Annotated in this window: 17 protein-coding genes; 4 read left to right on the top strand and 13 right to left on the bottom strand. The window is 47.0% G+C overall.

Annotated features, from left to right (window positions below):
• Nucleotides 1–12 precede the first annotated feature (12 nt).
• The 3 genes from OVA33_RS08985 to OVA33_RS08975 all read right to left on the bottom strand — a co-directional run bounded on the left by OVA33_RS08985 (nt 13) and on the right by OVA33_RS08975 (nt 1,788).
• Nucleotides 13–348: an uberolysin/carnocyclin family circular bacteriocin gene (locus OVA33_RS08985; protein ID WP_003151973.1), complete on the bottom strand. Its 336-nt coding sequence runs from the start codon at nt 346–348 to the stop codon at nt 13–15.
• 67 nt (nt 349–415) lie between these two features.
• Nucleotides 416–988: a hypothetical protein gene (locus tag OVA33_RS08980; RefSeq protein WP_007613520.1), complete on the bottom strand. Its 573-nt coding sequence runs from the start codon at nt 986–988 to the stop codon at nt 416–418.
• 260 nt (nt 989–1,248) lie between these two features.
• The gene (locus OVA33_RS08975; RefSeq protein WP_063637056.1) at nt 1,249–1,788 is read right to left on the bottom strand and encodes a GNAT family N-acetyltransferase; all 540 of its coding nucleotides are present in this window, start codon (nt 1,786–1,788) and stop codon (nt 1,249–1,251) included.
• 342 nt (nt 1,789–2,130) lie between these two features.
• Here OVA33_RS08975 and OVA33_RS08970 point away from each other — a divergent pair, with 342 nt between their 5' ends.
• Entirely contained in the window at nt 2,131–2,892 is a 762-nt protein-coding gene (locus tag OVA33_RS08970) for an SDR family oxidoreductase (protein WP_017419451.1), read from the top strand.
• A gap of 142 nt (nt 2,893–3,034) precedes the next feature.
• Here the strand turns inward: OVA33_RS08970 and OVA33_RS08965 are convergent, their stop codons facing one another.
• The 4 genes from OVA33_RS08965 to OVA33_RS08950 form a co-directional block, all read right to left on the bottom strand.
• Complete coding sequence (locus tag OVA33_RS08965) at nt 3,035–3,397, bottom strand: HesB/IscA family protein (RefSeq protein WP_003151967.1); 363 nt, start codon at nt 3,395–3,397, stop codon at nt 3,035–3,037.
• Nucleotides 3,398–3,473: 76 nt separating this feature from the next.
• Nucleotides 3,474–4,328, bottom strand: coding sequence for a diaminopimelate epimerase (dapF, locus tag OVA33_RS08960; protein ID WP_128974219.1), 855 nt, complete (start codon nt 4,326–4,328; stop codon nt 3,474–3,476).
• Between the two features lie 123 nt (nt 4,329–4,451).
• Complete coding sequence (locus tag OVA33_RS08955) at nt 4,452–5,669, bottom strand: NupC/NupG family nucleoside CNT transporter (RefSeq protein ID WP_012118346.1); 1,218 nt, start codon at nt 5,667–5,669, stop codon at nt 4,452–4,454.
• Nucleotides 5,670–5,803: 134 nt separating this feature from the next.
• Nucleotides 5,804–6,040, bottom strand: coding sequence for a YuzB family protein (locus OVA33_RS08950; RefSeq protein WP_063637048.1), 237 nt, complete (start codon nt 6,038–6,040; stop codon nt 5,804–5,806).
• A gap of 266 nt (nt 6,041–6,306) precedes the next feature.
• Here OVA33_RS08950 and OVA33_RS08945 point away from each other — a divergent pair, with 266 nt between their 5' ends.
• Complete coding sequence (locus OVA33_RS08945; protein WP_025650199.1) at nt 6,307–7,374, top strand: NAD(P)/FAD-dependent oxidoreductase; 1,068 nt, start codon at nt 6,307–6,309, stop codon at nt 7,372–7,374.
• Between the two features lie 37 nt (nt 7,375–7,411).
• Here OVA33_RS08945 and OVA33_RS08940 read toward each other — a convergent pair whose 3' ends face one another.
• Entirely contained in the window at nt 7,412–7,738 is a 327-nt protein-coding gene (locus OVA33_RS08940) for a YuzD family protein (RefSeq protein WP_063637049.1), read from the bottom strand.
• 79 nt (nt 7,739–7,817) lie between these two features.
• On the opposite strand from OVA33_RS08940, the gene OVA33_RS08935 reads away from it, so the two are divergent.
• Nucleotides 7,818–8,153: a NifU family protein gene (locus OVA33_RS08935; RefSeq protein WP_169510385.1), complete on the top strand. Its 336-nt coding sequence runs from the start codon at nt 7,818–7,820 to the stop codon at nt 8,151–8,153.
• Between the two features lie 40 nt (nt 8,154–8,193).
• Here OVA33_RS08935 and OVA33_RS08930 read toward each other — a convergent pair whose 3' ends face one another.
• The 5 genes from OVA33_RS08930 to yutH form a co-directional block, all read right to left on the bottom strand.
• Nucleotides 8,194–10,170, bottom strand: coding sequence for a S9 family peptidase (locus OVA33_RS08930; protein ID WP_063637050.1), 1,977 nt, complete (start codon nt 10,168–10,170; stop codon nt 8,194–8,196).
• A 103-nt stretch (nt 10,171–10,273) separates the two neighbouring features.
• Nucleotides 10,274–11,203: a homoserine kinase gene (thrB, locus tag OVA33_RS08925; RefSeq protein WP_017419454.1), complete on the bottom strand. Its 930-nt coding sequence runs from the start codon at nt 11,201–11,203 to the stop codon at nt 10,274–10,276.
• A complete protein-coding gene (gene thrC / locus OVA33_RS08920; RefSeq protein WP_014721762.1) occupies nt 11,200–12,258 on the bottom strand; it encodes a threonine synthase in 1,059 nt (352 codons plus the stop codon). The genes thrB and thrC overlap by 4 nt, the downstream gene beginning before the upstream one ends.
• Entirely contained in the window at nt 12,258–13,559 is a 1,302-nt protein-coding gene (locus OVA33_RS08915) for a homoserine dehydrogenase (protein ID WP_007613551.1), read from the bottom strand. Before OVA33_RS08915 ends, thrC begins: the two co-directional genes overlap by 1 nt.
• 201 nt (nt 13,560–13,760) lie before the next feature.
• A complete protein-coding gene (gene yutH, locus OVA33_RS08910; protein ID WP_087634931.1) occupies nt 13,761–14,777 on the bottom strand; it encodes a spore coat-associated protein CotNH in 1,017 nt (338 codons plus the stop codon).
• A 154-nt stretch (nt 14,778–14,931) separates the two neighbouring features.
• Here yutH and OVA33_RS08905 point away from each other — a divergent pair, with 154 nt between their 5' ends.
• Entirely contained in the window at nt 14,932–15,432 is a 501-nt protein-coding gene (locus OVA33_RS08905; protein ID WP_003151934.1) for a phosphatidylglycerophosphatase A family protein, read from the top strand.
• Nucleotides 15,433–15,453 lie beyond the last annotated feature (21 nt).

The raw sequence follows: 15,453 nt of genomic DNA, 5'->3' as shown, positions 1-15,453 counted from the left end.
TATTGATCGATTTTACCAAGCAGCTGCGTATTTTTTGCCGTATTTCTTAATCATTGTTTTTGCTGTTGCAACGATTGCATAAGAAATCGCGCCTGCGCCTGTAACGATACCGATAAGAGAAATGATAGAAGCAATTGTTGATGCCGCATCAATAATATCAATTGCTTTTTTAGCTGCTGCTGTAGAGATGCCGAGAGTAGAAGCTAATTCAGCATTGGCTGAGAATGCATGAGCCGCCGCCACGTTTAATTCAGTTCCCGTTAATAATAGTGCATAAACCAATGTTGCTGCAGCAAGAGCCGCGCCAAACAAAATGAAAGACTTTTTATTAGATTTTACTAAGTTCATCATAACATCTCCCTACTCTGTTTTTTTAATTTATAATAAAATTCAGCTTAATTGACTCTCTCCCGAGCTAAATTTTATCCGCCATAAAATAGTTTAAGAAAATAGTAAAGAGTTTTAGTAAAACAAAACATCCAGTCAAAATGATTCTCTTGCCTTTACTGAGATCGGTCAGTTTTCCTGCGGCAGCATAAAGAGCCGCGATTGATATGAGTAGAAATGGGTCCAGCAGCTGCAGACTCAAGCTGGTGCCGCCGGCAGAATATATAAGCGAGGAATCAGCCGTTAAGTAGTTAACAACTGAAAGAATCAACATTTTAAATGCCGAGATTAAAGAAGTCAGTGTATATAGAAGCAAATATATTTTTTTCGGTTTTTTTGTACCGAGAATAAAAGCGGCAACGAATAACAGAAATCCGCCTATCAGAATTTCCACAAAAGTTGTGAAGATCATAAACCCTTGCAGAAACATGACAATCGTACGAACACTTTTCTCCCCGATATCGTAGGTACTTTCTCCGACGGAAGAATAATACGACTGCAGAACTTTATCTGAAATACTGAATTGGAAGAGTAATGAACAGATCAAAATGATGAAAAAAGAACTTAAAAATATTTTTTTATTACTCAATTGACCTATCATATTATCATCCTTTTCTTACAAAATAAATTAACTATTCTATACTTTTACAATTTAGTTTAATCCTATCAAAAAATCAATATCCTTTCGAAAAATATGACTTTAGGACGTGTTGACAATGAGCACATCTTTCAGAGTTTTCAGTTCTATATACCCTTTATTTTTTTTTTTGAATTTGCAAATAGTATGATTTAGACAATTGATTTGAAGTTTTAGAAAGAACCTGTCGAAAGAGACGAAGGATATAAAAAAGGAGGATATCGTCATGTATCCTCCGGATGTATGATCGCCAGCACCTGATGATCTTCCCATTTTCCATTTATTTTTACATTTTTTCTCGCAATGCCTTCTTTATGAAAGCCAGCTTTTTCGAGCACCCGGATTGACGCCTTATTGTGCGGCATGACTCCGGCTTCTATCCGATGCAGTTTCAGCTCATTGAATGCATAATCGACTGCCAGCTTAACAGCCATCGTCGCATAGCCTTTCCCGTTATGTTTGCCATCTAAAAAATAACCGATAAAAGCGCTTTGGAGGGAACCCCGAACCACCTGAAAAAGGCTGATCGTGCCAATCAGGGTCTGATCTTGAAGAAAAATGCCGAAGCTGTATTCAGTATCATTTTCCGCATTCTTCAGTGATTGTTCAATTCGTTTTTTCCGGCCTTCCAGCGTATAAAAATCCTCTTGTCTCGACATGGCAAACCGTTCAAAGAACATGCGGTTTTCCGTCTGCAAAACCAGTTCCTGCTCTGCATCATTCAGGCTGAGCGGCCTGATATCAACGCTGTTTCCTTCCTGCATATGCATCGCCGTCCTTTTGTTTTGATCAGAAACGTTTTTTAATTGCCTCTCACCCATGTGATACGGTACGCTTTATCGCATCAAGAAAATTCCAAGACTTCACATTCGGCTTTCCTTTCGTGACCTATGTCTGATGTGAGTAACCGAAACGGAATCACAAGGTTCTTTTGTTGACTTAAACCGTGCTTTAAGCCGTATCATCATATTGTGACAAGGAAAGAATAACTTTGGCGGTTTCCCGATCATCCAAAAAATATATTGATTGGATTGCAGCTGCAGGATAGAAGCGGGAGCTGAAATGTTATCTAAGAAGTATGAAACAATCGGAAAAGAGGAGTTAATATGAAACTGACGGGAAATACAATACTGATTACAGGCGGAAATGCCGGAATAGGATTGGCTTTCGCAGAACGGTTTTTAAAAGCGGGAAATAAAGTCATTGTGACCGGACGGCGTGAGCACGCTCTTCAAAAAGCAAAGGAAACATTCCCGGATCTTATTACATATGTCAGTGATTTGAGCATTCCATCTGAACGTATATCACTGTTTGATTGGGTGAAAGAAAATTATCCGGAAGTGAATGTGTTAGTAAACAACGCGGGGATTCAACAACGTTTTCATGTGCTGAAAGCGGATGCGAAGGACAATTGGGACTATTTCAATAAAGAAATCACTACGAACATTGAAGCTCCCTTCCACCTGTCTATGCTGTTCGCTCCGTTTTTTGCCGAAAAAAAAGATGCGGCTGTCATTAACGTCTCTTCGGGATTGGCTTTTACACCGCTTGCTATTGCACCGATCTATTCAGCAACGAAAGCAGCGCTTCATTCATTTACAATGAGTCTGAGACATCAGCTTTCTGATTCATCTGTAGAAGTGATTGAAGTTGCGCCTCCGGCGGTGAATACAGATTTAGGCGGAGCAGGGCTGCATACTCAAGGAGAACCGCTGGATGAATTCGCTGATGGGATTTTTAAAGGACTGAAAGAGGGCAAACTAGAAATCGGATATGGTTCTTCAGCGGAACGGCTGCGCATGTCACGGGATAAAGCCGATGAACATACGGCAAATATGTACAATGCAATGAAACATACAATTGAATAACATCTTTAAAAAAGCAAAACCCGCTTCTGTTGAGCGGGTTTTATTTTTATTAAACAGATAAACGCCTTTCTTAACAATGGTGCAAGCGCCATCGAAAAGAAAGACGTCATATTTTTTCATCCTAAGAATGGCGGGTTGACCCTTAGCACTCTTCCGGCGTACCGGCGTTTTTGGCCGTGCGGAAAGATGAACCGCAGCCGCAGGAAGCGATGGCGTTCGGGTTGTCAATGGTGAAACCGCCGCCCATCATGGACTGTTTGAAGTCAATGATCGTGCCGGTCATGATATCGAGGCTTTCGCTGTCGACCAAGACGGTGATTCCGTGCTGTTCAAACATGCTGTCTTTTTCGCCTTTTTCATGCTCAAATCCCATCCCGTAAGACAGGCCGCTGCAGCCGCCGCCTTTTACGCCCACACGAAGGAACGCGTTTTCTTCTTCATGCTCTTTCATCATATCTTTTATATGCAAAGCCGCTGCTTCAGTGATGGTTACTGGAACACTCATAGGTAGACCTCCTTTTTTAAAAACAATGCTGATATCTATTATAAACCTTGAGGAGAGTATTTCTCAAACGAGCTGTTTACAAATAAAAGACGCCGCTGCATACGGTTTCGGCGGGTCCCGTCATCAGCACGTGCCCGTTGTCCTGCCAATTAATCACAAGGTCGCCTCCCGCTAAATGAACGGTGATATCCCGGTTTCGTTCGGAAACACCGTTCAATACGGATGCGACAGCCGCCGCACAGGCGCCTGTTCCGCAAGCCTGCGTAATTCCGGAGCCGCGTTCCCATACGCGGAAATGAAGTTCATCGGCGCTGACGGTTTCCACAAATTCGACATTGACGCCTTCCGGAAATCTCGGGTCTTTTTCAATGACGGGGCCGAGCGTTGTAAGAGGCGCTTGATTGATATCCGCAACCGGAAAAACAATATGGGGGTTTCCCATTGATACGGCTGTTCCGGAAAGCTCCGTTTCTCCAAAAACAAAGGTTTCATCGATCGTCCGCTCATCTTCATTGCCGAGCATCGGCAGCTCTTTTTTGGCGAGGCGCGGTTCGCCCATATCGACGGCGACTTCACGCACAATCCCGTTGTCTTCCGTAATGTCTGCTTTCACAAGGCCTGAAAGCGTCTCAATGAAAAAGGACATTTCTTCTGTCAGCTTATGTTCGTATGCGTACTTTGCCACACAGCGAAGGCCGTTGCCGCAATTTTTCCCTTCTGAGCCGTCATTATTAAAAATCCGCATTTTGACGGGCGCTTTTTTTGACGGACAGATGAGGATCATTCCGTCAGAGCCGATGCCCGTGTGAATGCTGGACACTTTAACGGCAATCTCAGCCAGCCGTTCTTCCGGCAGCTGTTCTTCAAATTGATTTACATATATATAACTGTTTCCAAGACCGTGCATCTTGGTAAAACGGAATGAATTCATATCGGCCTCCAACTTTTTTTCTTTTACTTAGTATAAAAGCTCTTCTGCTCGGACACAATACAAATATCCCCCGTTTTTCATACATAAAAGCTCCCTGCATATGCAGGGAGCTTTTATCGTTTACTAAATAAACATGCCGGCAATCGCCGCGCTGAGAAGGTTTGCGAGTGTTCCCGCAATAACCGCTCTTAATCCGAGGCGCGCAATGTCCGAACGGCGGCTTGGGGCCAATCCGCCCAGTGTGCCGAGCATAATCGCAATCGAAGAGAAATTGGCAAATCCGCACAGCGCAAAGCTGATAATCGTAGACGTTTTTTTAGAAAAGTCCGCAATATGCGGACCGAAGTTTGAATAAGCGACAAACTCATTCAGCACAAGTTTCTGTCCGATATAGCTTCCCGCTCCGAGCGCTTCATGCCAAGGAACGCCGATTACAAATGCGATCGGTGAAAACACGTAACCGAGAATGGATTCTAATGTAATATGTTTGAAACCGAACCAGCCGCCGATTCCGCCGAGAATTCCGTTCACTACGGCGATGAGCGCGACAAACGCAAGCAGCATGGCGCCGACATTTAGAGCAATCTGAAGGCCCGTGGACGCGCCTTTTGCCGCTGCATCAATCACATTAGCGGCGCCTTCGCCTTCTTCGTCCATATTAAAATCGCCTTTTATCGTCTGCGTTTTTTCCGTTTCAGGTATTAAAATTTTTCCGAACACGAGACCGGCGGGAGCCGCCATAAAGCTGGCCGCCAGCAGGTATTCGATCGGAATGCCTAACAGGGCGTAACCGAAAAGCGTCGAACCCGCTACAGCCGAAAGGCCGCTCGTCATAATCGTAAACAGCTCGGAACGGGTCAATCCCGCAATCAGCGGTTTAATGGCAAGCGGTGATTCAGACTGTCCGACAAAAATATTCGCAGCCGCCGCAAGCGATTCCGTTCTGCTTGTCCCAAGAAGTTTTGACAGTCCGCCTCCGATGACGCGAAAGATGAGCTGCATGATTTTCAAGTGATACAAAACGGCAATCAGCGCTGAGAAAAAGATAATGACCGGCAGAACGCTCAGCGCAAAAGCCGGGCTGCTGCCCACTTTTAACAGCGGGCCAAAAATAAAGCTGATGCCTTCGTTCGCATAATCAATGAGAAGCTGCACACGGCTTGAGAACCATAAAAATACAGCCCGGCCGGCGTCCCACTTTAATACGATGAATCCGAAGGCCATTTGTAAACACAAACCGACAATGACGGTTCGCAGGTTAATTTTGCTTTTCTTCTCTGATAACAAAAAAGCAATGGCTAATATAGCAACTGCCCCGAGCAGCCCCCAAACGATATTCAATGAATCCACCTCTAAAATTTTATTTAAAAAAAGTCTTTATTAAGATAACAATATTTATTTTTGCTGTCTACAAATTTTTTATTTTGCTAAAACCCGGGGCGCAATAAAAAAGAGACCCCGTTCGGAGCCTCTGATTAAAACATCGGATTTTCTTCTATGAATTTATATATGTTGTCAACCAGTTCAGCAGGCGTGCCTCCCGTGACCACTTCGCCGTTAACCAGGGCGAACAGGGACTCCATGCATTTCCCGCAATAGCTTAAACAGCCGTATTCAAGCACGTCCAAGTTCGGATCCTTCTCTAAGATCTCAAGTGCTTCCTGGGAACCGCGCGCTAAATTGCTGACACAGAATTCAATCATCGGATTCATGCGGTTTCACCTCACATATGTACCTTATCCTAACGGAATTTCCTCTATTCGTCAAAGATCCGGTTTCACGCTCAATGTTATCGTAACATATTAATTCAGGTTAAAGGTTTTACTATTACGTGTTTTCTGGTCAATTTGTAGGTTATTTTAAAACTATTATTGTGGTTTTAGATCAAATTCGATATAATTCTAGATGTTATTTTACATAGTTCGTTATTTTGTAACAACATTGACTACCATATTTTTCGGGCAAAAGGGGAATCATTATGAAAAAATTGGTCTTGATCGGCGGGGGTTACGGAAACATGAGGGTGCTGCACCGCTTACTGCCGAACCAGCTTCCGTCAGATATATCCATCACGCTGATTGACAGAAACCCGTATCACTGCTTAAAAACAGAATATTATGCGCTCGCAGCCGGCACGATTTCTGATCATCATATCAGGGTGTCTTTTCCTGAGCATCCGAATCTGGATGTTCAATACGGTGAGGTGGCTTCCGTCGACACGAAAAACAAACAGGTTCTGTTTCATGACCGCGAACCGATTTCTTACGATGACGCGGTGATCGGACTGGGCTGCGAGGATAAGTATCATAACGTGCCCGGCGCGCCGGAACATACTTACAGCATTCAGACCATTGATCAGTCACGCGAAGCCTATCAAAAGCTGAACAACCTCGGCGCCAATGCATCTGTCGCTATCGTCGGAGCGGGATTAAGCGGCGTGGAGCTTGCCAGTGAATTAAGAGAGAGCCGTGACGACCTGAAGATTATGTTATTTGACCGGGGCGACCTGATTTTATCAAGCTTTCCGAAAAGACTCAGCAAGTACGTTCAGAAATGGTTTGAAGAACACGGCGTCACCATTATCAATAATGCGAATATTACAAAAGTGGAAGACGGCATCGTTTATAATCATGATGAAGGAATACCGGCCGATGCCATCGTGTGGACGGCGGGAATTCAGCCGAATAAAGCCGTCAGAGAACTGGATGCTGAAAAAGACCCGCAAGGCCGCATCGTTTTAACACCGCATCACAACCTTCCGGGCGATGAGCATGTTTACGTCGTCGGTGATTGCGCGAGCCTGCCGCATGCGCCGAGCGCCCAGCTGGCTGAGGCACAGGCGGAACAAATTGTGCAGATCCTCCTGAAACGCTGGAACAATGAAGACCTGCCGGAAACAATGCCTCAATTTAAGCTGAAAGGCGTCCTCGGTTCACTCGGAAAAAAAGCGGGCTTCGGTCTTGTCAACGACCGTCCGCTCATCGGGCGTGTGCCCCGTTTATTAAAATCAGGCCTTTTATGGATGTACAAGCATCATAACGGCTGATAAGAAAAAAGCCGCTGATTGCGATCAGCGGCCATTTTTAAGAGCCTCCCACATAGCCGCGCTTTTCCATTTCTTCATATATATCTTTTAAATGCGGATTCCCTTCCCCCACAATGACATCCTCCACCAACACGAGCGGATAGAAAAATTCATCGTTCTTGATGCGCTCCGCAAGCTCTTCTGTCTCCTTTTGCTGAGGCGGTGCGTCAATATCAATATACCGCATGTTAAAAGGCTGCTCCGGGTATTTCCGTTTCAGCGCCGCCTCCAGCCATTCAAACGTATCTTTGGCGCTCGGCATATTCACGCAGCTTGCGCAAAGCGTTTCAGCGCCGTAAACACTGAGCGTAACCGGCTTTGTCATGTATATCATCCCCTTTACACCAGTATACAAAGGACGGGGCAGCTTTTGTATAAAAAACGGTTTTTATGTTCAAGTTTAAATATGCTATAATGGAGAAAGCAGCTTTGCAAACCAAACATTAGATTTTTACCGTTACTGTGAATATAATGGTTTTATGTATATGAAAGGAGCGAATCTCATGACTGAGGTTGAAATGAAAGAGCAAGTACAGGAAGTATTGGATAAATTACGTCCGTTTCTGCTTCGTGACGGCGGTGACTGTGAGCTTGTTGATGTAGACGAAGGCATTGTAAAGCTTCGCCTCCTTGGCGCATGCGGCAGCTGCCCAAGTTCAACGATTACGCTGAAAGCCGGAATTGAACGCGCCCTTCTTGAAGAAGTACCGGGTGTCGTTGAAGTAGAACAAGTATTTTAATCATAAAACCAGGCTGCATGACAGCCTGGTTTTTTTATTTTTACAAATAGTCATCAAACCATGAACAAATATAACGGATGCGTTTCATTCGCTGTTCGGGATGGCCGCTTCTCGACAGCTCATGCGTGGCTTTCGGAAATCGGATGAACGACGTCGTTTTGTTCAGTTTCTTCAACGCGGTAAAGAGCTGCTCGGCCTGCTCTATCGGACAGCGGTCATCTCGCTCACCGTGCAGAATCAAAAGCGGCGACGAAACGCGGGACGCATATTTTACAGGAGAACGATCCCAAAGCTTATCCGCTTCCTCAAACAAATCATGTCCGAGCTGCCAGTCGGTAAAAAAGAAACCGATATCGCTGACACCGTGGAAGCTGAACCAATTTGAAATGGAGCGCTGCGTGACGGCTGCTTTAAAACGGTCTGTCTGCCCGACAATCCAATTCGTCATAAACCCTCCGTAGCTTCCGCCCGTCACACCGAGACGGCCGCTGTCAATAAACGGATACGCCTGAACGGCTTCATCCACCGCCTGCATGACATCACGGTAATCTCCGCCTCCGTAATCACCCCTGACACGATTGACAAAATCCTGCCCGTAGCCGTGGCTTCCTCTCGGGTTGACATACACGACAGCATATCCTTGTGCGGCCAGCACTTGGAATTCGTGAAAATACGTATGGCCGTACATCATGTGAGGCCCGCCGTGTATGTATAGAATGAGCGGATAAGTTTGATCCTCTTCAAAAACGGCGGGCTTTAAAAACCAGCCGTTTACCGTCAGCCCGTCCTTTGTTTCATATTGCAGCTTTTCCGGCACGGATATGATGCGCTCCTCAATAAACCGATCATTGTTGAATGTCAATTGCTTCTCTTCCCCATCTTCGAGCGAAATGCTGTAAAGCTCGGAAGGCTGTGCGGGTTTGGCAATGACAGCGATACAGCTTTTCTGATCAGGATGAAAAGCAAAACCGTTCACATACTCTTCTTCTAATCGGATCGGATATACGAGGCCGTCAATCGAGATATAATAAATACCGGTGCTTCCCTGCTCGCTCCCGAGAACGTAAAATCCCTGCCCGTCGTTTGTCCATACCGGCCGGGGCGTCACTCCTCCTATGATTGAATCCGCAATCAGCGCATCGCTCAAATGAACATCCAGCATGTCGGTCAGGCAGGTGAGCCGCTCAGTTTTCACGTCGTACAGCCACGCTTTTTCTAAAGTCGCATTGCGAAATTCATTTTCATGGCCCAGCATCGCGATATAAGAACCGTCCGGTGAAAACACGCAGGAACCGAAAGAACCGCGGTGCGGCGTAATCTGCTTCAGGCTTCCATCCGCCAGATTCATCAGATAGACATCGCTCGGCTTTCCGGCGTCACCCGGCTCGCATAAATTGGCGGTAAACGCAAGCTGCCTGCCATCCGGTGAAAAGGCCGCGTCATAATGATCCGCTTCATGATCCGTCAGCTGCTGAATCTCCCCCGTTTCAAGATGAATCAGCACAAGCTGGGCCCAGCTTCCGTTCAGCAGGCCTTTCCCGTCACGTTTATATGTTAATGACTGAATGTCAACCGGATCATACTCGTCATGCTTCTTTTTTTCTTTCTCATCGGCGCGCTCCGCTGATGTCAGACTGACGGACACAAGCACGGATCTGCCGTCGGGCGCCCATATTGGATCTGATACGCCCCAAGGAATATCGGCCGCCTGTTCCGCCTCTCCGCCGGCAGCGTCGATGATGTACAGCTGAGGGACGCCGTTCTCCCTGTCAGAAACAAAGGCGAGGCGCCGTCCGTCAGGCGACCACCGCGGACTTGTATTTCTATTGTCCCCGAAAGTCCACGGGTTTGAGATGCCTGATTCTGTGTCATATACCATAATGGCTGAGGAATAGGAATCACGCTTATGATTGACTGTTGTCCGGACGTAAGCGGCTCTTCTGCCGTCAGGGGCATATTGCGGGTCTGTCACGGATACGAGTGACGCAATGTCCTCCTCGGTTATGAGTTTTTTCAAATCGTTTCTCCTCCTTTTCTTTTTTATTTCGCTTCCCTAAATAAAAATCCTTCTCCAGAAAAAGAAAGCGTCCTTCTCTGATGGGAAGAACGCTTTTTTATCATTATACACTTTTCACCTGCTCTAAAGGATTCCGTTCAATTACGCTTCCTTCTGACGGGACGGTAAGCGCCGCAATCTCACAGTGCGGGAAATGCTCAGAAAGCTGTTTTCTCAGCTCTTCTCCCTTTCCTTTTTCAATCAGAACAAGAATCGTCGGTCCCGCTCCGCTCAGCGCCGTTCCGTAAGCGCCTTTCATTTCGGCCGCATGTTCCACCTTTGAAAGCTCAGGAACAAGCATGGCGCGGTACGGCTGATGGAGCATGTCTTTTCTCATCATTTTCCCGGCGAGCGCCCAGTCATTTGACATGATCGCAGCAACGAGAAGGTTGCTGACGGCGCTTGCTTTAACGGCGTGCCGGTACGGCAGCTCTTTCGGGAGCACGTCTCTTGCGTCCCTGGTCAGAACTTCGTAAAACGGAATCACTGCCACAACGTCGATATCCGCTTCGGCAACACGCACGATATGTGTTTCATCTTCTTCGTGAAGGCCGATCACAAGCCCTCCTGCAAGGGAAGCAGCGGCATTATCAGGGTGTCCCTCTTCAAGACTGGCTAAGTGCAGCTTGTCGCTTTCCGAAAGCTGCAGGCCGCATAACTCATCCGCAAGCTCAATGGCAGCGACGATAGCGGCCGCGCTGCTTCCGAGACCCCGCGCAAGGGGGATGTCACTCCATACTTTGACATGGGCGGGCGGCAGCTCTTTCTGATAGCGGTCAGCCGTCCGTTTGGCGACTTGGTAGATGAGGTTGTCCGTTCCTTGAGGGATGCCCGCGACAGTTTCGGTTTCCGCCGAGAACTGCCATTCATCGTTTCGGAAAACCGAAAGCTTCAAATATCTGCTGAGCGCCATCCCGATGGAATCAAACCCAGGCCCTAAGTTGGCGGTGCTTCCCGGAACCGTAATGGAAAACAGCATCTCCGCCTCATTCATACACGCGCCGCTCCATTTAAGTATTCCAGAATACTGTCCTCATCTGTCGGCAGCGTGATCGGTTTTATGTCAGATACGTCCACAGCCGTGTTCGGATCTTTCAGGCCGTTTCCGGTCAAGACTGCGACAACCTTGCTGCCTTTTGGAATTTCACCGGATTTCACCTGTTTCAAAACGCCGGCGATGGATGCACAGGAGCCCGGTTCGGCAAACACGCCTTCTTCACGGGCAATCAGCTGATAAGCGTGAAGAATTTCTTCATCTGTGACTTCATCAATTTTTCCGGCTGATTCTTCCGCAGCGAGCACGGCTTTGTCCCAGCTGGCAGGGTTCCCGATCCGGATTGCCGTCGCAACGGTTTCGGGATTTTTAATGACTTCGCCGCGGACGATAGCCGCAGAACCTTCCGCCTCAAAACCGCGCATCTTCGGAAGTCCGGTGCCGTTTTTCTCATGATATTCTTTGAACCCTTTCCAGTAGGCCGTGATATTCCCGGCGTTTCCTACCGGGATCGCCAGAATGTCCGGCGCTCCGCCGAGCTGTTCACATACTTCAAAGGCCGCTGTTTTTTGCCCTTCAATCCGGTAAGGGTTTACTGAATTCACTAATGCAATCGGTGATTTTTCACAAATCGACCGGACGATGGCCAGCGCGTCGTCAAAGTTTCCGTCAATCGCGATGATTTCCGCACCGTACATGACGGCTTGCGCAAGCTTTCCGAAGGCGATTTTCCCGTCCGGGATGATGACGATGCATTTCATGCCGGCTCTCGCCGCGTATGCCGCAGCCGCCGCGGATGTGTTGCCTGTTGAGGCGCACATGATGGTATCATTGCCTTCTTCTTTCGCTTTGGCGACCGCCATGACCATGCCGCGGTCTTTAAAGGATCCCGTCGGATTAACGCCCTCTGTTTTTACATGCAGTTCAATTCCGAGCTTTTCAGAAAGCTTCGGGAGGTGAATCAGCGGCGTGTTGCCTTCATGCAATGTCAGGGCCGGCGTCCGATCCGTCACCGGCAGAAATTCTTTATATTGATGGATGAGTCCTTTCCACATTAGCTCCAACCGTTCCCTTCTACACGATATGTGCTTTTTACTTCTTGTACAACTTCGAGGTCATTTAAGTTTTGCAGAATGTCACTGAAATCTTCTTCCGATGTATGATGCGTGACGATCACGATTTCCGCGAGATCGTCATGGCCTTTGATCGGCAGCTGCAGAATTTTTTCAAAGCTGACGCCGCGCTCTGAGAAGGCTGATGTGATTTTTGAAAAAGAGCCGACCTGGTCTTTGACATGAATTCTTAAAAACTGCTGGGCGTAGATATCAGACGGCTGCTTCAGATTTCTTTCAAACTGCGGGGCGACAAAGCTGTTTCCGTTTACGCCGAGACGCATGTTTTTCATGACCGCGACCAGATCGGAAACGACTGATGTCGCAGTCGGCATGCTTCCGGCTCCGGGGCCGTAAAACATCGTTTCGCCTACGGCTTCTCCGTACACGTAAACGGCATTAAACTCGTTATGCACCGCAGAGAGCGGATGATGATCCGGCAGCAGTGTCGGCTGAACGCTGACTTCGATTTTATTGTCATCACGCTGGGCGATGCCGATCAGCTTCATCGTATAGCCGAGCCGTTTGCTGAAGCTGATGTCTTCATCCGTGATCCGGGAAATTCCTTTTACTTTGACATCGTCCAGATCAACGTCCATAGAGAAGCCGAGACGGGCTAAAATCGCCATCTTGCGCGCGGCATCGAGCCCTTCTACATCGGCGGTCGGGTCCGCTTCCGCGAATCCGAGATCCTGCGCTTCTTTCAGCACTTCCTCATACGGGCTTTTTTCTTTAATCATTTTCGTTAAGATGAAGTTCGTCGTTCCGTTGACGATTCCCATCATTTTTGTGATCCGGTCAGAGGAAAGGCCTTCTTCGAGCGTGCGTAAAATCGGGATTCCGCCGGCGACACTCGCTTCATAATACAAGTCACAGCCATTTTCCTTTGCGGCGGCTAAAAGCTCTGAGCCATATACGGCGATCAGATCTTTATTTGCGGTCACAACATGTTTTTTCGCTTTCAAGGCATCAAGAAGATATTGCTTCGTCTGTTCGACACCGCCGATGACTTCAATAATCACGTCGACCTCAGGGTCATCGATTACATCATAGACTTCTGTCGTCAGCACTTCTTTCGGCAGGTCTGCGTCTCGTTTTTTATCAATATCTTTAACTAGCACTTTTTTGATCGTCACCGGACAGCCGACCTGGTGCATAAGCTTATCCTGATGATCTTGTATAATTTTGACGACACCGCTTCCCACGGTTCCCAGTCCTAACAGTCCAATACGAATCGCTTCCAAAGAGAAACTCCACCTTTCTTCCTTTTGTCCACTAGAAAAGGACAATTGTTAACCCTTCACAGACATTTAAGTTACAAATATTATATAAGCCCGCATTTGTTTTGACAAGCGGCTGAATATTGTTTCTGCGGCTATGAAAACGCTTAACACGCTGATATGACAAGATTCCCTATTTTCTAAATATTTTTACGTCATATTTTCTTACGAACTGATTCCTTTTCCGAGCCACGCCACAGGCGGGACAAAAACCTGCGCCGACCTGACATTCATCATGTCGTGACATGTCTGTAAAAACTGTTCATAGCGGGTGCAGTCGGCAAGAATGTAGTCAAGCTGCTCTTCGTAAAACTGTTTTTCAGAATCATGAGAAATGTAATAGCTCTCCACCGTCTCGAAGAAATGGAGCGGAAACAGCAGGCGGCTGTAAAACAGGCGCTTGGAAAAGGAGGATAACGGCGTAACTTGCTCATATTCCTGCAGAAACAAAAACCCATTTTTGAGCAGGTCGTCACGATGATACAAATATGTGCTGCGCATATATTCCGCAATATCACGGGCGGCATGGTCGAATACCCAATCGCCCGGAATGCGGATCAATGATTCCTCCGACCAGGTATCCCGTTCCATCCGCTGATGGCAGATTGTCCCCGAGTCCTCTGCGCCGGGATTGTCATCCAGCTCCGTATCCACTAAATATTGAATGGCGTTTTCCGCTAAGCCTGAATAATAAGGAAATGCTTCGATCATTTTCTTTTCGAACGGTTCAAGCGGAGACATATGAATTTTCTGCATCCAGAATGATTCCAGCTGATCCACCCGTTTTCCCCATAAGTCCTTCCATTGGCCGATCCTGCCCGCTTCTTTCACTTCGTACGGAAAACCCCGCCCTTTTCTGTGAAATTCGGCAAGCTCCCCTCCGACAGAAAACGACCGGTTTGAGACGGGAATCGGCGCTTTTAAGAGCGCATACGTTTTGCCTTCGTCCTCAAAGGTCAGTTCTCCTTCCTTCGTAAAGATAAACACTGAAACGTATGGGTCACTTTGTTCTTGTAAATACTGACTCATGTAGTAAAGCTCCGTCAGCTCTGATTGCGAAAATCCGGAGACGGGAATAATAAGAAAGAAGGAATTTGGCGTCTGGAAGCATTGGTATTTCTGATAAACGGAGAGCTGTCTGACGTGGATGCCGTATTTTTCTTTAATGATGCTTTTCATCATAATCACCTGCCTGAAAAATTAGAGCTATTCACATCGTAGTCATACGCCGGCGGAATTATGAATACATATTGTAATCCTTTGAATCAAGTGGAGAAACATCGTACACATCGGAAGGATGTTGTATAAACTAGTAAAAAAAGATTGGGTGAAGCAAATGTCAGAAAAGGAACAACTGAATCAGGTGGAAGCTGTCGCCAGGGCGCGTTTAAAAGAACGGGGGGTTGAGACGGACGATATTGCCGAGCTGGTGTATTTCCTTCAAAAAAAATATCATCCTGATTTGACGATGGAGGTATGCAGGCTCAATGTGGACCGTGTCATCGCAAAACGCGAGGTGCAAAACGCCATTTTAACGGGAATAGAATTAGATGTGCTCGCCGAACAAAAAAAGCTGTCTGAACCGCTTCAGACTATTCTGGCGATTGATGAAAGCCTGTATGGGGTTGACGAGGTGCTCGCCTTCTCTATCGTGAATATATACGGCTCAATCGGCTTTACGAATTACGGCTACATTGACAAAGAAAAACCCGGTATTCTCGGGCGGTTAAATGATAAATCTACGGGCGAATGCCATACGTTTCTTGATGATATCGTCGGCGCAATCGCAGCAGCGGCTTCAAGCCGGCTTGCCCACAGCGCCAGAAATACAGAATAAGGACGGCCGTCATGGCCGTCC

The sequence above is a fragment of the Bacillus sp. KICET-1 genome, assembly GCF_027721405.1.
Lineage (GTDB): Bacteria > Bacillota > Bacilli > Bacillales > Bacillaceae > Bacillus > Bacillus velezensis.
Note: the sequence above shows the minus strand (reverse complement) of the source record. Positions and strands in the feature narration are given on the sequence as shown.